The organism is Mucilaginibacter sp. (genome assembly GCF_041663085.1).
Taxonomy (GTDB): Bacteria; Bacteroidota; Bacteroidia; order Sphingobacteriales; family Sphingobacteriaceae; genus Mucilaginibacter.
The window spans coordinates 1-17,379 of record NZ_JBAZRC010000102.1 but is presented as its reverse complement, the minus strand read 5'-3'; the positions used below and the strand labels follow the sequence as shown (position 1 = coordinate 17,379).

Here is a 17,379-nt window from a genome sequence, read left to right as displayed (position 1 = left end):
TGTGGCTACTCCATACAGCGGCATAAGCAGTATTGAAACCGCTTACCTGACAGATATTCGCGATCATGAAGTTTTGCACCGCGATTTTTTTAAGGCTGCATTGGGTGCTAAGGCGATTGGCACTCTTACAACAGATTTTTCTTCCATAAACTTCTCTGACCGTACCAGCGTACTTAACGCTGCTAAATTGTTAGAAGATACTGGTGTGCAGGCTTATGATGGCGCAGGCTATTTAATTAAGGATGCCGGTTACTTAACTATTGCCGGTAAAATTGTATCTGTTGAAGCACGCCACGCGGCTTTAATTTCTAACTTAATTACTCCGGGTAGTTTTGTTGGCAGTGACCAGGTAGACGGAGACGGATTAAACAAATCTGCCACCATTGCCGAAGTGCTTGCAGGTGCTAATGGTTTCCTTAAAACCAAGGTTAGTGCAGTTAATTATAATTATAAACCATAATTAAACATCGCCATGAATTTATTTAACATAATAGACGAAATAGAAAAAGTTGACCCGGAAATACACGAAAGGTTAAACCCCCGCCGTGCCGCAATCAAAAATATAACCAGCTTTGGTTCAAAAGTAGCCGTTGCTGCTATGCCATTTGCCTTGGGTACTTTATTTAAAAAAGCCTATGGCCAGGCGTCATCATCTGTAGTTGAGGTTTTAAACTTTGCTTTAACATTAGAGCATCTGGAAGCTGCATTCTATAATGCAGGTGCAGCAAAAACAGGTTTAATACCCGCAGGCGATACCAGCTATCTAAACCTTATTAAAAGAGATGAAAATGCACACGTTAACTTTCTAACAACTGTTATTACATCGCTTAATGGCACGCCTGTAGGCCCCGCAACTTATGACTTTACCGGTGGTAACAATAAAGGTAACGGCCCTTTCCCGGATGTACTTTCAAACTATGCAACATTTTTGGCCGTGGCACAAGTACTTGAAGATACAGGCGTGCGTGCTTACAAAGGCCAGGCCCCCAATCTTATAGGTAATAAAGACATCCTGACCCCGGCATTATCAATACACGCAGTTGAGGCACGGCATGCATCTGCCATACGTAAACTGCGTCATGATTTAGGGCACGATGCCAACATCAAACCATATATTGTAAGTACCGCTACACTTGGTAACGATACAGGAGTAGCTGCAGCAAACAACAATTATAAAGGTGAAGAAAATGTAACCCAGGGTGGTGTAAACTTAGTTTCAGCACTTAAAGCAAGCGTGGGTGTTGCTACTGCATCATTTGACGAACCGTTAACTAAAGACGAAGTTGTTGCCTTAGTTATTGGATCATTTATTGTGACTAACTAACACCGTTACAATTAAATAAAAGAGCGACTGGTATTATGCCGGTCGCTCTTTTTATTTAAGAAAGTCACATATCTTAATTGCGTACCGGCCGCCCTGATGGGGTCGCCGCCGGTTGTGCCTGTTGCTGGCGCTGTTGTTCGCGGGCTTGCTGTTGTTGCTGACGCTGCTGCTCCTGCTGCTGGCGTTGTTGTTCGCGGGCCTGTTGTTGTTGCTGGCGTTGCTGCTCCTGTTGTTGGCGAACCTGCTGCTGTTGTTGTTCTTTTACCTGCTGTTGCTGCTGGCGCGCTTGCTCTTGCTGTTGGCGTTGTTGCTCTCGTGCTTGCTGCTGTTGTTCGCGCAACTGCTGTTGTTGCTGGCGCACTTGCTCCTGTTGCTGGCGTACCTGCTGTTGGCGCTGTTGTTCTACCTGCTGGCGTTGCTGTTGCTGTTGCTGTTGCTGTTGCTGTTCAAGCTGCCTTGTATTATCGGTAACAGCTGGCCTGTTAGCGCGTTGCTGCTCCCTTGCCTGTTTTTGTTGCTCGGTTTGTTGCTGGCGCACTTGTTGTTGCTGGCGTTGCTGATCAAGTTGCCGTTTTTGTTGCTCAGTTTGCTGTTGCGCACCTTGTTGCTCCTCCCTTACTTGTCTTTGTTGTTCACGGGCTTGCTGCTGCTGCTGGCGTACCCGCTGTTGTTGTACGGTGCCTTGTTGCCTGTCAATAGCACGTTGCTGTTGCTGTGCATCGCCGGTAACTGCAGGCCTTGCAGGGCGGCTATTATTTGCAGGGGCAGTAGCGGGCCTTGGGCTATTATTATTTACACGCACTACCTTTGTATCAGGGCTAGTGTTCCTGGCGGCTGCGGCAAGCCTGGCTGCGTTAGCAGCATTATATACGGTCCCTTTTTGGCGGTCCCTGCTGGCAATACGCTGTGCCGGGTTTTGCTCTTTATAAGCTGCGCCATCTACCACGCGCGCCGGGCGTGCATTAGTATTTGGCCTAACTGCCGGCCTGTAAATATTAATATTGTTATTATTTACTGTTATACGCGATGGCCTGCTTACATTATTGATATTATAAACACGTACAGGGCGTTTGGTGTACCGTTGTATCTCATCTCGGCGCGGGCCGGTTATATAGGTACGGTTATTATAGGTATACCGGTTCCTTATCCAGGTAGTGTTACGGATAATGTTCCTCACCCGGGTACGCGGCACATAATAATTATAAACATTAGTATAGTTTATATAAGCATAGGGTGCAAACACCCAGTAATCATTAGGTACGCTGTAATTATCACCGAATGACATATCTATACTTACGCCCGGTTCCATAGGTGCCCAGCCATAATAGCCGCCGCCGTTTCTCCAGCTAACCCATGCAGGAGCCCATTCATTTCCGGGGACCCACTCCCATCCGTAATAATTATCAAAATGCCACCTGCCGTAATGGAAAGTTGCCCAACCCCAGGGGTAATCAGATACCCAGGTATTGCCATAGGTGGTCATTGCCCAGTAGCCCCGGGTGGCATAAGGCCTAAAATCCTCTTCTACGTCAGGTATCCAAACGTTACCGTATTGCGGGTCGTAGATCCATGTACCGTAAGGCTGTAGTTCGTCGTAAAACTCCTGATCGGATATATATTCGCCCTCCTGGGCCATTGTTTTATGGGGTGCCGATATGATCAGCAGAAAAGCTACCAAGGCTATCCCCCATATTTTTTTTAAACTTTTCATAATACTTAGTATAATTGGTTTGGTTGTTTGTATGGTATATTGACTCGCTTTACTCACAAACGTTTAACCCTGTAATTGTTTTATGCCCATTGTCATAAAACAATTACAGTATAACACATATTTATTAATACAACCAGGTATCTGAGCAAATTTTTAGATAATTTTGGCTTTTAATATTCAAACTATGAGTACAGTAAACATCCCTCGTCTTGATCTTAATACTTATATAAATGGCACAGCCGAAGAGCGTAAAGCTTTTTCGGACAGCATTGGCAAAGCTTTTAATGAAACAGGTTTTGTAACTATAACCAACCATGGCCTTAGTAAAGAATTAATGGATAAACTTTATACCCAGGTAAAGGCGCTTTTTGCTTTACCTGAGGAAGTAAAAGATAAATATGAGATACCCGGCCTGGCTGGCCAGCGTGGTTACACGGGTAAAAACAAAGAAACTGCCAAGGGTTTTAAAGTGCCCGATCTGAAAGAGTTTTGGCAAATAGGCCAAACCGTAACCGATGGCGACCCGATAAAAGAAACCTACCCTGATAATATTGTAGTTGATGAGCAGCCCGAATTTAACACTACTACATTAGAGGTTTATAAAAAGCTGGAAGCTGCCGGCACACACTTATTACGCGCCATATCCGTTTACTTAGGCCTTCCCGAAAATTATTTTGACGATAAGGTACATAACGGTAATTCTATATTGCGTACCCTGCACTACTTCCCTATCGAAAACCCGGATGCATTGCCTGATGATGCAGTTCGCGCCGGTGCACATGAGGATATTAACCTGATAACCCTGTTAATAGGCGCAAGTGCCGATGGGCTGGAACTGCTTACCCGCGACAATACCTGGTTCCCGGTTACTGCCTTTGGCGAAGACCTGGTAGTTAACGTAGGCGATATGCTGCAGCGTTTAACAAACAACAAGCTAAAATCTACCACGCACAGAGTGGTTAACCCACCGCGCGAGCAAATGAAGAACTCGCGCTTTTCGGTACCATTCTTTTTGCATCCAAAAACTACTATGGACCTTACAAGCCTGCCATCAACCATTGATGAGCAGCACCCTAAGCTTTATACCGATATAACCGCCGGGGAATATCTTGATGAACGCTTACGTGAGATAGGTTTAAAAAAATAAACAGGACAAATAAAAAGCCCTCTTAACAATTGTTAAGAGGGCTTTTTAATGGCTTATAATCGCCTTATTCCGGCCTGTTTAAATCTTAATTATTCTCTTCGTCCTGGTTTTGCAGGTTCTCTTTTGCTGCCCTTGAGTCAAGCGCCATACCAATGGCAATACCTACAAGCTATACCAATTGCAATATTATGTAGCCACGCCAATTGCAAAACCCACAGTCAAAAAAATGGTTAAGTTTTGGGGATTCTTCTTAATGTGTTTTACTCAACACTAACGGTTAGGCCTTCCTGCTGTAATATTTTGCGGTAAACCTCCATTTCGGTAAAAGAGCCTTCCAATACCGGGCACTTACCTTCGTTATGCACTTTCCAGGCAATTTTTTCGGCCTGCCCCTCGGAATAATCCAGGTACTTCATCATGCAATGGATAACATGCTCAAAAGTATTATGGTCATCATTCCATAAAATAAGGCGGTGCATTTCTTTAAGCCCGGCCATTAGTTCTTCAAAGGTGAGTGTCTGTTCCTGTACTTCGGTTGGCATATGTATCAGCAAATTTACTCAAAAACAGTAATAAATGTGTTAAAATGGTGTTTATCATTCTATAAAAATTACACGCAATACACTTATCCTTAATAAAATCACACAAAATGAAATGTAGCCCCCTGCTGCTCCCGGTTATAATGTTAGCAATATCGGCTAATGTTAATGCCCAATCCAAACAACATCAAAACCTTTTACCACCGCCTGTAAACCTTGTTATTGATGGCAACCTTACCGACTGGGGCGATAGCCTGCGATACCGTAATGAAGAAAAAAATATTAAATACACACTGGCAAATGATAAAGAGAACCTGTATGCAGCCATCCGCGTTAACGACAGGCTGGAGCAGGCACGCGTATTAAATGCCGGCATTACCATCAGTATTGATACGCACGGCAAAAAGAAGGAAACCTTTAGCATGACCTTCCCATTGCGTTACCCGGGTACCCCGGCACCTGCTTTTGCCGGTTTTAAAGAAGATGGTAACGGGGAGATAACCAAAGAGGAGCGCGAAGAGCTTACTCGCGAGCGCATCACTACCCTGCGAAGCATAAAATGACCGGCTTTAAGGATATTGATAATGGGATGATCACCACATCAAACACCTATGGCATTAAAGCAGCTATTGATTATGATGCCGATGGCAACCTGGTTTATGAAGCGGCTATCCCGTTAAAGTTTTTCCATGCGGATGATATTGCAAAAAACGACTGGGCCTTTAATTTCAAGATCAATGGCATGCAAAAGCCCGATCGTAGTGCCCAAAGCGGCGATGCCCAGGGTGGCGGCGGCCGTGGCGGTATGGGTGGCGGTGGCCATGGCGGCATGGGCGGCGGTGGAGGCCGCGGTGGTATGGGGGGCGGCGGAAGAGGTGGCCGTGGTGGCGGCATGGGCCGTGGCGGCAATAGCAGTAGTGCCGACCGCAGCGAGATATTTAAATCAATTGATTTTTGGGAGAAATTCTCGTTAAGTCAAAAATAAAAACTCAAAAATCTAAAAAATACGATTATAGTATGTCAAAAATTCGCCGGGCGAATTTTTGACTTTTGACTTTTGACTTTTGACTTTTGACTTTACTCTACCTTGTACCTAAACATCTGCCGGCCAATACTACCTTCGCTGCTGATGCCTTCAACAACCACGCGGTATGTGCCTGTACTGCCTGCATTAGCAAACTCAATTGATGCTTTACCATCATTAGTTACCACGTTTGGTTGCCAAAAAATGGTTGTGCGTAAGTCGGCAAGTGTTTGATTTGTATTAGCATCATAAAGCGGCGAATAAAACACACGCGCAGTATACACCCCTTTAGGCTTATAACGAATAACACCCTTTTCAATACGCTGCGGCGCATCCGCACTTGCTTTAGTAAGGTCACGCCCGATAGTGAGCGTACGCTTAGTGGTTACAAATATTACCCCGTTGCCACTACCAAAGCCATATATACTAACCTTACCCCCGCGTATCACCTCAACTCCTTCTACATCGTTGCTGTTTAACCTCGATAAAACCATCCCTTCCGGATCGGGAATTCCATCTACAATTGTAAGCATAGGTCTGTCTGTACGGTTAGAGTATGGCTTACCTCCTTTAAATGAAACCCCGGCAACGCGCCCCTGCAGGCAATCAATAAAGTATCTGCAGCCACTACCAATGTCCTTGCCAATTAAAACCTGGTCGGTTAAATCGGGGTGAATGTTTGCGGAGTTCCTAACAGTTTTAAACTTGTCTTTTATAACAACCTCTTTTAAGTTTATAGCATGGTTGCCAAGGCCAAACTTCATTTGTTCGGCAAATAGCTGTTTGCTGCTTTTCTCGTACGCCGTTTTGTTTTCAGTTGCGTTTACTATATTGAAATCAGCCGCGTTTTTATACCTCGTGGCTGGCGGCCCCACCTGTTGCGGATCCATTTTTATAATGGCATCCTTGTTGAATTTATCGCCACGCGCATATATGAAAAAACTGCTGCTATCGGGATATACAATTTCATCAAATTTAAAATGCCCGTTTTCGTCGGTTACTGCATCAACATTATTTAACGCGTTTTCATAGTCAACCAATTCAACTTTACAGTTTGCTAACGGTTTGCCTTTTTTTGAAAACACGGTACCCGATATATTAAAAGCTGTTTGATGCGGGTATTTATCCACCACATCCGCGGCATTCAAAACACTTTTCCATTCAAAACGGCGGTAGCCCTGGGTAAGCATCAACGCATCCAGATCGGACCGGGTTTTATCATTTACGTTATTAAAATAATAAGCGGGTTGTTCAACATACCCTTTAATATCTGATGTTAACAGCAGGTTGGCCATAATATTATTCTCCAGGTTTTCATCAACCGGCACCTTGCTCTCATCAATTACCGATACTGACAGGTTACTTTCGGCTGGTTCGTCCCCGTTATCTGTGGCGTTAATATTCAACCTTACAGCTTGCCTTGGCGAATACTTTTTACCATCGGCCGATACCGTTAATTTCAGCCCGTCTTCGGGATTTTGAATAAAAACCAGGCGCTCGTTCAAGGGTTCGCCTGCGGCAGAAAAAAGTGTAAACTGCGTAATGCCCGACGGGAATTTAAGCTTTGGCACAACCGCCGAAAATACATTATTGGTATTTATACTTTTAGCCGAGTAGTAAACCTTGCCCCCGGTTTGCCCAACCAGGTAACATTGCCCTGCAGTTCCTTTAGCGGCGGCAATGGTTAAACGTATATTATCAAGCCCCGATTCTGATACTTTTAGCACATAGCCATTATTTACGGCCGCCGGTAAACTTATTGAAGTCTTTGAGCTATCGGGAAAAACAACTTCGGCACGGTAAGTTTCGGCAGCCTGTGGTGTAAATTCAAATACCCCCATACCTAAATGAGATGAACTAAGTTTTGCAACTTCGGTGCCTTTACTATTTGTTAGTACACCTTTAATATTTAGCCCAAGCCCGTTTGTACCAATTGCCTTGAACGCTACCTTATTTGATACACCATTAAGCATATTCCCCCCCTCTGGGAAGAACTGCACATCGGCCTTGCCTGCTGTTATTTTTACAGGGATAACTTTATTAATATAGTTGCCTTTTGCAATGGTTAGTTTAGTTAGTATCCTGCCTGATGTAAATATCGCCGAATTTTCGGCAGGCAGGTTTAAAATCAACCTGCCTTCATTATCAGTAACTCCTTTACCTGTAAAGATTGCCTTATTATCTACTAATACAGAATAATCAACGGTATTACCGGCATAAGCTTTCCCATCTGTATCGGTATAGTTAATAACCGTTTTAATATCGTTACGCCCGTTTTGGTTTACATAATTAAACTCTGTTCGGGTATTCACCTTATTGGTTATTACATTACCTATAGTTATGGCATGGTCAAAAATATATTCCTGGCCCGCATTAAGCATGTACTGGGTGTAGGCACGGATGCGGTAATCGCCTGCATGCAGGGTATCGGGCAGGGCAAAATCCCCCGCGGCAAGGCCTTCGTTTATCTGTAGCTTTAAGCTCTGCTCCACCGAATCCTGGCCATTTACCAATTCTACGTTCAGGATATCGTTATTAAACGATAAGTGGTGCAGATTGCCTGTGGTTACGTATGCCTTAAACCAGATATCATCGCCGGCGGTGTAATAAGGTTTATCAAAATGCAGGTATACTTTCTCTACGGGGTGGCTCTCGGTCCATTCGGTTAGCTGCTGATTTACTTTGGCAAGTATATCATCATCGTTATTAAAGCTATAAAAACCAACAATACTGATCACAAAAAGTAACGCGATCGCTAAACGTTTAAAGGCCATAATTAAAAAAAGCAGATGTGTGTAGCGCTAATTTAATACTTTGTATCGGAATACTTGCCTGCCAATATTGCCTTCGCTATCAATCCCTTCTATTACTACACGGTAAGTACCGGGGCTACCCGCATTAAAATATTCAACAGATGCTCTCCCACTGTTATCAGTTAACAAATCAGGTTTCCAAAAAATAGTTGTGCGCAAATCGGCAAGTTTTTGGTTAGTTTGCACACCATATGCGGGCGAGTAAAATTCACGGGCAACGTACACCCCCTTTGGTTGGTAACGTAGCACGCCTGTTTCAACCCTTTTAATATCATAAAGGGCAAGAGGCTCATCACCGCGCCTTAAGGTCACTATCATGGCACCAGGTGCTCCGTAAATACTTGCGGCCCCTCCTCTTATTATCTCTATTGCCTGTATATCATTAGGGCTTAATCTGACCACTTCTGTAGGGTCTGAACGTATACCGTCAATAATAACCGCCACACCCAGTGGTACCCCACCACTAAATCTTACACCTATAACACGCGCTTGCCATCCCGGGTCTAATTGCCTGCCCAATAGCGTTTGGGTTACAAATAGTGGGCTAACTATATTTGAGGAATGTTTAGTTGGGTTAAATTTATCTGTAATATGCACTTCTTTTAACATTTGTACGTTCCCAAGACCATATTTTAGTCCCTCATAATATAATTTTTTACTGGCTTCTGCGTAGATATTTATACTGTTTGATGTAGCTATATTAAAGTCGGGCAGGTTTTTATATTGCGCTGCGGATGGCGCTACTATGGTATCCATCGTAACCACAACATCTTTACTTTTTTTAGCAGTGCGGGCGTTTATTAAAAACCTGATACTATCAATGTATAACAGATCTTTAAAAGCAAAACGGCCGTTTTGATCTGTAAGCGTATCAAGCTTTATTACCCCATTTTGATAATTTATCAGTTGTACCGTGCCACCGGCCACTGGTTTCCCATTTGGCTTAGTTACCTTTCCGGATATTGTAAAAGCAGTTTCGCGTGGGTACTTGTTAGGTGATGGTTCACCATCCAGTACATTCTTCCATGCAAACCGGCGATAACCTTGTGTAAGCATCAGCATATCCAGATCAGTTCGGGTTTTATCATTGTCGTTATTAAAGTAATATGCAGGCTGTTCCACATAACCTTTCAAGTCGGCTGTAAGCAAAAGACTGGCTTGTATATTATTTTCTGTATTCTCATCCACCGGGACTTTGGTTTCATCAGTCACTGCTACCGAAAGGCTGCTTAAAACAGGGGCGTTATTGTTTGAAGCGCTAACAGCCAGCATTACTTTTTGCCTTGGCAAGTATGTTTTATTATTGGACGATATGGACAGGTTAAGTATATTTTCCGGGTTCTTAATAAACACCAATCTTTCATTGAGCGGTTCGCCGGAAGATGAGAACAAGGTAAATTGTGCTATACCTGATGGAAATTTACTTTTAGCCACAACTGCCGAAAACATTGCATTACCGGCAAAACTTCTGGATGAATAATAAGCTTTACCTGCGGTTTGTCCAACAATGTTAATTTGCCCGTTAGTGCCTTTTGCTGCAGCCACTGTGATCCTTAAATTATCGGGACCAGCCTCTGATATGTTTAAAACATACCCGTTGTTTTCCGCAGCAGGCAAAACTAATGATCGTTTTGAGCCATCGGGGAAAATCAAATTTGCCTGGTATGTATCACCGGCTTGTGGTGTATAATTAAATATACCCATCCCTAAGTGCGAGGTTGTAATCCGGGCAATATCTGCGCCTTTGCTATCTGTTATAAATCCTTTTACATCTATCCCCAAACCATCTGTGCCAATGGCCTTAAACGCCACCTTTGTGGGAATGCCATACACCATATTCCCGCCTTCCGGAAAGAATTGAACATCGGCCCTGTTTGCCAATGCCCTTATCGGTATTGTTTTAGTAACCACGTAACCATCTGAAACAGTTAGTTTCGTAACAATACGGCCCGAGGTAAGCAGTTCCTGGTTATCGCCCGCTAAGTTCAAACGCAGGTTGCCAAGGCTATCAGTAATACCTTTTCCTTTGGTTATAACAATATCATTCAACAATATCGAGTATGCAACTGCATTGCCTGTATAAGGTGTGCCGCTTATATCGCTGTAATTAATGGTTGTACCCACCGCACTGTTGGCCTTCTGATGGGCATAATCAAATGTGGTTTTTGTGAATACTTTGTTAACAATGGTGTTGCCTATATTTATCGCTTTATCAAAAATGTAGTTTTTACCATCGTTAAGCATATACTGCGTATAAGCACGGATGCGATAATTACCTTCGTGTAGTGTATCCGGCAGTGCAAAATCGCCAAAAGCCGTCCCCTCATTAAGCTGTAACTTAAGCGTTTGCTTTACAACATCCTGATTGTCTATTAATTCTACATTAAGCAACCCACTATAGGCAGATAGCTGGTGCTGGCTACCTATTGTTACATAAGCTTTAAACCAGATGTTATCTCCCGCAGCATAATAAGGCTTATCCATGTGCAGGTGCACTTTTTCAACCGGGTGGTTTTCTGTCCACTTTTCCAATTGCTGGTTTACTTTAACAATAACATCGTTATCGTTATTAAAGCTATATACACTAATGACACCGCCTATTACTAACAGCCCCAGAAAAACGCGTTTAAAGCTCATACTTAAAAGGTTGGTATTAGTAAATATACAAAAACACCATCAAATATTAGTTACCAGTCACTTTGTATCGGAATACTTGCCTGCCAATATTGCCTTCGCTATCAATTCCTTCAATCACTACACGGTAATTGCCGGGGCTTCCCGCATTAAAATACTCAACACTGGCTTTACCACCCGGGGTTACAACATCAGGCTTCCAGAAAATGGTGGTACGCAGGTCGGCAATTTTCTGATTGGTTTTAGCATCGTATTTTGGTGAGTAAAATATACGCGATTTATAAATACCTTTTGGATGGTAAGGTACTATGCCCCTGCCAAACTGCTGCGGATAGTAGGTTGGTTCATCACCTCGTTTGGTTGTAATAACCAATACGCCATTAGCACCGCGGCCACCATAAATACCGGCCGTACCAATATTACGCAACACTTCAATAGATTGTACATCATTTACGTTTAAGCTGTTCATAAAAGCAGCATCAGAGTACATCCCATCAATAACAACAAGCATACGGCCGCCACCACGGGTAGTAACCGGTACGCCATTGTTAAACAGCACACCAAGCAAGCGCCCCTGTAAACAATCAGACAGGCGTACACAGCCATAATTCATTAGGTCTTTACTCAGCAAAACCTGGTCGGCATTACCCGGGCCATTTAAATTTGCCGAGTGTTTTAATGCGATGCGCTTTTCCCTTATCAATACTTCCCTCAGGCTGATTACATGATTACCCTGGCCGGCTTTTATTTGCTCAAAGTACAATTGCTTGCTATTTTGGGCATACATGGTAACAGCGCTGCCCGTATTTGAGGCAAAGTCTGCAATGTTTTTATAATTGGATGCGGTGGGCGGCGGCACGCTATCCATTTTTATCACCACATCCCTTTTGTTTTTGGCGTTACGCGCCTGGATCACAAATTTTAGGCTATCGGCATATATTACATCTGTAAACGCAAAGCGGCCGTTTTGGTCGGTAACCGTATCAACCTTTAACAAGCCGTCATCAAAATTTATCAGCTCCACCTTGCCATTGGCAACAGGCGCACCTGATGGTGTAGTTACCCTGCCGGATATAGTAAAAGTTTTTTGTATCGCGTATTGGTTAGGAGTTGGCGTATCGTTCAGTACGTTCTTCCACTCAAACCGGTGATAACCCTGGGTAAGCATCAAAACGTCCAGGTCAGCATGGGACTTTTCGCTTCCGTTAAAATAGTAAGAAGGCTGCTCTACATACCCTTTCAGATCTGACGTGAGCAGCAGGTTGGCAAAAATATTATTCTCAGCATCTTCATCAACGGGCACTTTGCTTTCGTCTGTTACCGATATGGAGAAACTGCCAACCACAGGCTTGTCCCCGTTATCCCTGGCGTCAATATTAAGTTTTACTTTTTGCCTTGGTGCATAGCTTTGGTTGTCGGCAGTTACCAATAAGTTTAATTTATCTTCCCGGTTTTGGATGAATACCAAACGCTGGTTCAGCGGCTCGCCCGATTCTGAGAACAGCGTAAACTGCGCTATCCCCGAAGGGAACTTACTTTTTGGCACAATGGTAGAAAACGCATCGCCCCCTGCTGTGCTCCTGGCCGAATAGTACACTTTGCCGGCACTTTGCCCAACCAACACAAACCGGCCTGCTGTACCCTTTGCCGCTGCTATAGCTATCCGCAGGTCGTTTTTTCCCTGTTCAATAACTTTTAGTACATAGCCATTGTCGGCGGCTTTTGGCAGCGCTACCGATGCTTTTGTACCATCGGGGTAACTCATATTTGCCTTGTACATATCGCCGGCTTGCGGCGTAAAGGTAAATGCCCCCATCCCTAAATGCGAGGTGGCAATCTGCGCCATTTCTTCGCCTTTACTGTTGGTTACTGTGCCTTTAATAGCTATACCCAGGCCATCGGTACCTATAGCTTTAAAAGCCACTTTGGCCGGTAACCCGTTTATCATATTACCGCCCTCGGCAAAAAACTGCACGTCGGCATAACCCGCCATGGTATGTATAGGGATGCTTTTATGTACCGTGCCATCCCCTGTACCGGCTATACCGGTAACAATCCGGCCTTGCTTTAGCAAAGCGGCGTTGTCGGCAGGTAAATTAATATGCAGGTTGCCTTTGGCATCGGTAACGCCCTTGCCTTTGGCCATCACTGTATTATTCAGCATAACCGAATAGCTTACCGCATTGCCGGAGTATGCTGTACCGCTGGCATCGGTATAGTTAATGTCGGCGCTTACTACATCTCGCCCGTTTTGGGTGGTGGTGGTAAATGTTGTTTTTGTAAAAACCTTATTGGTAATAACATTGCCAATGCTGATAGCCTTATCGAAAATATAATCACTGCCGGCATTTAGCATATATTGGGTATATGCCCTTATACGGTAATTACCCTCGTGCAGGGTATCGGGCAGGGCAAAATCGCCGTAGGCAAGGCCATTATGCAGTTGTAGCTTCAGGTTTTGTTTAATGGAATCTTGCTCGTCTATCAGTTCCACATTTAAGATGCCGCTATCGGGCTGCAGGCGATGTAAAGGGCCGGTAATTACATAGGCTTTAAACCAAATATCGTCGCCGGCGGTGTAATATGGTTTATCAAGGTGCAGGTGTACTTTTTCTACCGGATGGCTGCCTGTCCATTTATCCAGTTGGTGCTGCACACGCGCAATAATATCATCATCGGAATTAAAACTATATGCCCCGATAACCCCAATGGCTAATAACAGCCCCGCTATAAAACGTTTGTATGCCATAATTTACAGGTAGATGAAATTATAAACAATGCTGCGGGGCAATTGTGCTAAACCCCCGGCATTAAAACTTATTCTTCCACATCATGCTCTCTACAGGGCGTGTTGTAGGGTTATTGTATTTCGCGTTGCTTTTGGTATTATACATGGTTTCTATATCGCCTTCCACAACAAAATATATCAGCTGGCCAATGGGCATACCTGCGTAGATCTTTACCGGCTGTGCGCATGATATCTCCAGCGTCCAGGTGTTGCAAAAGCCCACATCACCTTTACCGGCGGTTGCATGTATATCAATACCTAAGCGGCCCGTGCTTGATTTTCCTTCTAAAAAAGGCACGTGTTTGTGGGTTTCGGTATATTCTACCGTTACCCCAAGGTATAAAGCACCCGGCTGTAATACAAACCCTTCTTTCGGTATCTCAAACCCTATTATCTCATTGTGCAGCTTAGCATCCAAAACCCTATCCTTATATGTGGCCAGGTGCTTGCCTAAATGCACATCGTACGAATTTGTACCCAGGCATTCGGGCTTAAACGGCTCAATTATAATAGTCCCTTTTTCAATCTCTTCGAGGATGCGCTTGTCTGATAAAATCATAAGTAAATTGCTGCCCTAAATTATGATTAATTGGCCTAACTTTCAACAGTAATAAAACAACAAAGCCGCATGTACTATTTGTACAATGCGGCTAAATTATACCACCCTTTTGGGCAATATGAACGCACACTTATCCTACCCGTATTAAATGCGCTTTACGTTTTGTGCTGCAGGTGTTTCAGCAATGCGCTGCTTCATGCATCCTTCTGTTATGGCAACGGCTATTAAAACCGCGGCTGCTATGTATATCTTCTTCATTTTGTGCCAATTGCGACAATAAAACGTTTAGTATGGGTATGACGTACGTTTACATCCATTAGTTACAGTCGCCAAAAAAAATTGGTTAATTATTATATTTAGCTGATACATATTGGCAACCTTTTTTGCAATTTTACCAGTCATGGCTATAGCGTACCGACAACAGATTGATGATGATACAGAATTTGCGCTGTGGAGGATAGAAGAAACCGCCGACGAACTGTACAAACAGCTTCAGCTTGACGAAACCGAAAAAGCCTACACCAAAAAACTGAGCAAAAGCAAACGCTATCTGCACTGGCTTGGCACACGCGTATTATTACGCAAAATGCTTGGTACCGATGATTATATCGATGCCAAGGTTGATAGCCATGGCAAACCTTATTTGGTAAGCATGCCCTACCATATCTCGCTTAGTCACTCGTTTGATTATGCCGCCGTAATGATAAGCAAAACCAGCCCTGTTGGTATTGATATTGAACAGATAAAAGAAAAAGTTGAGCGCATTGCACCCAAATTTATGAAGCCCGAAGAGCTGGCTTTTATTGAAGAAGAACGCAAAATTCAGCACTTGTACGTATGCTGGTGCGCCAAAGAGGCCATTTACAAATGCTACGGCCAAAAAGAAGTTAGCTTTGCCGATAATATAACGCTGCGCCCGTTTACCTTTCAGCACCATGATGTGCTGGACGCCAAACTACACAAAGGCGAGGTAAATATTGACTACGAAGTTGGGTACCTGCAGTACGAAGATTACATGATAGGATACGTGAAGGGATAATAAATGAAGAATAAAAAGGTAATATTTCAGGATTGGGGATTAACGGATTACCAGGTGGCCTGGGACCGCCAGGAGGCCCTGTTTGCCGAAACCGTTAAATTAAAAACCGAGATCCGGAACCGCTCGCTGGCTGTTGCCGCCGGCGATGCCGAACCCGAAGAGGAAATTGCCACCCCCAATTACCTTATTTTTTGCGAACACCCGCATGTTTATACCCTTGGTAAAAGCGGCAAAGCCGAACATTTGTTGCTGGACGAGCAAGGCCTGAAAGAGAAAAATGCTGTTTACTACCCCATAAACCGCGGCGGCGATATTACCTACCACGGCCCCGGCCAGATAGTAAGCTACCCGATATTAGACCTTGATAACTTTTTTACCGATATACACCTGTACCTGCGCACGCTGGAAGATGCCATTATACTCACCCTTGCAGATTATGGCTTAACCGCCGGCCGTTACCCCGGGTATACCGGCGTTTGGTTTGATGCCGATAACGAACGCGCCCGCAAGATCTGCGCTATGGGCGTACGCTGCAGCCGCTGGGTTACCATGCATGGCCTTGCTTTTAACGTAAATACCGACCTGGATTACTTTAAAAACATTGTACCCTGCGGGATAGACGATAAGGCCGTAACCTCTATGGAACTTGAACTGGGCCGCAAAGTTGATATAAACGAAGTTAAAGAAATCCTTAAGCATCACATTTCCGTACTTTTTGGTATGGAGATGATAGCATGAGGACACTTGCAATATTATTTTTGATTGGCACACTGGCTGCATGCACAAAAGCATCCGAGCCCATACAGGTTATCAAGACCACTTATAACAATATGCATATCCCCGATTCATTAACCTACCTGGCCCTGGGCGACTCATACACCATTGGCGAAGCGGTGCCGCAGGCACAATCGTTCCCGCACCAGTTAGCATTGAGGCTTAATTCTACCAATCACTTTGTAAAAAAACCCGACATTATTGCCGTTACCGGCTGGACAACCGGCGACCTTAAAAAGGCCATTGTAGCGCGCGACTTAAAAAGCCATCAATATAATATTGTAACCCTGCTTATTGGCGTAAACAACCAGTTTAGGGGCTACAGTAAAGATGATTACCGCACCGAATTTATTGAGCTGTTAAACACCGCCATCAGCTATGCGGGCAACAATAAACAGCATGTGTTTGTGCTTTCTATACCCGACTGGGGCGTTACCCCCTTCGCTAAAAATGGCGGGTATGATGCGCAGGTGGTAGGCGCGCAGATTGACCAGTTTAACGCTATCAATAAACAGGAAACCGAAAAGCTGGGCGTAACCTATGTAGATATTACCCCATCATCGCGCCGGGCAAGTTACGAAAGCGGCCTCATAGCCAACGATGGCCTGCACCCATCAGGCAATATGTATAGTATGTGGGTAAGCCAGCTGCTGCCGGTGATAGATGCCCAGGTGAAGTATTAGCGGGTTAAACCGCACTCTATTTCTGTTTTGTTCCATTTTGAAAACGGGACAAACGGAACAAGCGGAACACATTGATAATGAGGTTTTTATTACTGACAAAATCCTGTCAGTATCTCAACAAACACCTCACTATTTTTCTTTTATAAACTCATATTCAACGATTTATGTAAAAACGATTTTGTCCCGTTTTTTTGAAAATGAGACAAGAAACGATACGGGTTGTCTCGTCCTGAAATAAGTTGACGGTTTTATATATTGATTAATTGAGCTACAAATATAATTTTACACCGTAATAGGCATCTCTTTTTTTTGAACTTTGCGATAGTAGTTTTTCCACCGCCGCT

The 17,379-nt window shown here is 44.0% G+C and carries 14 protein-coding genes; 8 read left to right on the top strand and 6 right to left on the bottom strand.

Features of this window, described 5'->3' with window-relative positions:
- On the top strand, nucleotides 1–460 hold a 460-nt coding region (locus WC615_RS16655), incomplete at its 5' end, for a ferritin-like domain-containing protein (RefSeq protein ID WP_372979207.1).
- A gap of 12 nt (nucleotides 461–472) precedes the next feature.
- Nucleotides 473–1,324: a ferritin-like domain-containing protein gene (locus tag WC615_RS16650; RefSeq protein ID WP_372979206.1), complete on the top strand. Its 852-nt coding sequence runs from the start codon at nucleotides 473–475 to the stop codon at nucleotides 1,322–1,324.
- 73 nt (nucleotides 1,325–1,397) lie between these two features.
- Here the strand turns inward: WC615_RS16650 and WC615_RS16645 are convergent, their stop codons facing one another.
- Nucleotides 1,398–3,035 (bottom strand): DUF6600 domain-containing protein, encoded by a 1,638-nt coding sequence (locus WC615_RS16645; protein ID WP_372979205.1) that lies wholly within the window; start codon nucleotides 3,033–3,035, stop codon nucleotides 1,398–1,400.
- 184 nt (nucleotides 3,036–3,219) lie between these two features.
- Between WC615_RS16645 and WC615_RS16640 the strand changes: the two genes are divergently transcribed.
- A complete protein-coding gene (locus tag WC615_RS16640; RefSeq protein ID WP_372979204.1) occupies nucleotides 3,220–4,182 on the top strand; it encodes an isopenicillin N synthase family dioxygenase in 963 nt (320 codons plus the stop codon).
- Between the two features lie 260 nt (nucleotides 4,183–4,442).
- On the opposite strand, the gene WC615_RS16635 is transcribed toward WC615_RS16640, so the two are convergent.
- The gene (locus tag WC615_RS16635) at nucleotides 4,443–4,724 is read right to left on the bottom strand and encodes an ATP-dependent Clp protease adaptor ClpS (protein ID WP_372979203.1); all 282 of its coding nucleotides are present in this window, start codon (nucleotides 4,722–4,724) and stop codon (nucleotides 4,443–4,445) included.
- A 107-nt stretch (nucleotides 4,725–4,831) separates the two neighbouring features.
- Here WC615_RS16635 and WC615_RS16630 point away from each other — a divergent pair, with 107 nt between their 5' ends.
- The gene (locus WC615_RS16630; protein WP_372979202.1) at nucleotides 4,832–5,284 is read left to right on the top strand and encodes a hypothetical protein; all 453 of its coding nucleotides are present in this window, start codon (nucleotides 4,832–4,834) and stop codon (nucleotides 5,282–5,284) included.
- Entirely contained in the window at nucleotides 5,281–5,706 is a 426-nt protein-coding gene (locus WC615_RS16625; protein ID WP_372979201.1) for a hypothetical protein, read from the top strand. The genes WC615_RS16630 and WC615_RS16625 overlap by 4 nt, the downstream gene beginning before the upstream one ends.
- Nucleotides 5,707–5,798: 92 nt before the next feature.
- Here the strand turns inward: WC615_RS16625 and WC615_RS16620 are convergent, their stop codons facing one another.
- From WC615_RS16620 to dcd, 4 genes are all read right to left on the bottom strand, one after another.
- Nucleotides 5,799–8,519, bottom strand: a complete 2,721-nt coding sequence (locus WC615_RS16620) for an MG2 domain-containing protein (RefSeq protein ID WP_372979200.1) — start codon at nucleotides 8,517–8,519, stop codon at nucleotides 5,799–5,801.
- 27 nt (nucleotides 8,520–8,546) lie between these two features.
- On the bottom strand, nucleotides 8,547–11,195 hold the full coding sequence (locus WC615_RS16615; protein WP_372979199.1) for a carboxypeptidase regulatory-like domain-containing protein: 2,649 nt from the start codon (nucleotides 11,193–11,195) through the stop codon (nucleotides 8,547–8,549).
- Nucleotides 11,196–11,241: 46 nt separating this feature from the next.
- Nucleotides 11,242–13,941 (bottom strand): carboxypeptidase regulatory-like domain-containing protein, encoded by a 2,700-nt coding sequence (locus WC615_RS16610; RefSeq protein ID WP_372979198.1) that lies wholly within the window; start codon nucleotides 13,939–13,941, stop codon nucleotides 11,242–11,244.
- A gap of 61 nt (nucleotides 13,942–14,002) precedes the next feature.
- A complete protein-coding gene (gene dcd, locus WC615_RS16605) occupies nucleotides 14,003–14,539 on the bottom strand; it encodes a dCTP deaminase (RefSeq protein WP_372979197.1) in 537 nt (178 codons plus the stop codon).
- Nucleotides 14,540–14,939: 400 nt separating this feature from the next.
- Here dcd and WC615_RS16600 point away from each other — a divergent pair, with 400 nt between their 5' ends.
- Genes WC615_RS16600 through WC615_RS16590 form a run of 3 tightly spaced genes read left to right on the top strand, consistent with a single transcriptional unit; the run spans nucleotide 14,940 to nucleotide 17,035 of the window.
- Complete coding sequence (locus WC615_RS16600) at nucleotides 14,940–15,578, top strand: 4'-phosphopantetheinyl transferase superfamily protein (RefSeq protein WP_372979196.1); 639 nt, start codon at nucleotides 14,940–14,942, stop codon at nucleotides 15,576–15,578.
- Between the two features lie 3 nt (nucleotides 15,579–15,581).
- Complete coding sequence (gene lipB, locus WC615_RS16595) at nucleotides 15,582–16,316, top strand: lipoyl(octanoyl) transferase LipB (RefSeq protein ID WP_372979195.1); 735 nt, start codon at nucleotides 15,582–15,584, stop codon at nucleotides 16,314–16,316.
- Nucleotides 16,313–17,035, top strand: coding sequence for an SGNH/GDSL hydrolase family protein (locus WC615_RS16590; RefSeq protein WP_372979194.1), 723 nt, complete (start codon nucleotides 16,313–16,315; stop codon nucleotides 17,033–17,035). Before lipB ends, WC615_RS16590 begins: the two co-directional genes overlap by 4 nt.
- Nucleotides 17,036–17,379 lie beyond the last annotated feature (344 nt).

Bases quoted from the DNA above. Each gene is read 5' to 3' on its own strand.
- WC615_RS16635 (WP_372979203.1), bottom strand. From the start codon at position 4,724: ATGCCAACCGAAGTACAGGAACAGACACTCACCTTTGAAGAACTAATG.
- WC615_RS16630 (WP_372979202.1), top strand. From the start codon at position 4,832: ATGAAATGTAGCCCCCTGCTGCTCCCGGTTATAATGTTAGCAATATCG.
- lipB (WP_372979195.1), top strand. From the start codon at position 15,582: ATGAAGAATAAAAAGGTAATATTTCAGGATTGGGGATTAACGGATTAC.
- WC615_RS16640 (WP_372979204.1), top strand. From the start codon at position 3,220: ATGAGTACAGTAAACATCCCTCGTCTTGATCTTAATACTTATATAAAT.
- WC615_RS16610 (WP_372979198.1), bottom strand. From the start codon at position 13,941: ATGGCATACAAACGTTTTATAGCGGGGCTGTTATTAGCCATTGGGGTT.
- dcd (WP_372979197.1), bottom strand. From the start codon at position 14,539: ATGATTTTATCAGACAAGCGCATCCTCGAAGAGATTGAAAAAGGGACT.
- WC615_RS16615 (WP_372979199.1), bottom strand. From the start codon at position 11,195: ATGAGCTTTAAACGCGTTTTTCTGGGGCTGTTAGTAATAGGCGGTGTC.
- WC615_RS16620 (WP_372979200.1), bottom strand. From the start codon at position 8,519: ATGGCCTTTAAACGTTTAGCGATCGCGTTACTTTTTGTGATCAGTATT.
- WC615_RS16645 (WP_372979205.1), bottom strand. From the start codon at position 3,035: ATGAAAAGTTTAAAAAAAATATGGGGGATAGCCTTGGTAGCTTTTCTG.
- WC615_RS16625 (WP_372979201.1), top strand. From the start codon at position 5,281: ATGACCGGCTTTAAGGATATTGATAATGGGATGATCACCACATCAAAC.
- WC615_RS16650 (WP_372979206.1), top strand. From the start codon at position 473: ATGAATTTATTTAACATAATAGACGAAATAGAAAAAGTTGACCCGGAA.
- WC615_RS16590 (WP_372979194.1), top strand. From the start codon at position 16,313: ATGAGGACACTTGCAATATTATTTTTGATTGGCACACTGGCTGCATGC.
- WC615_RS16600 (WP_372979196.1), top strand. From the start codon at position 14,940: ATGGCTATAGCGTACCGACAACAGATTGATGATGATACAGAATTTGCG.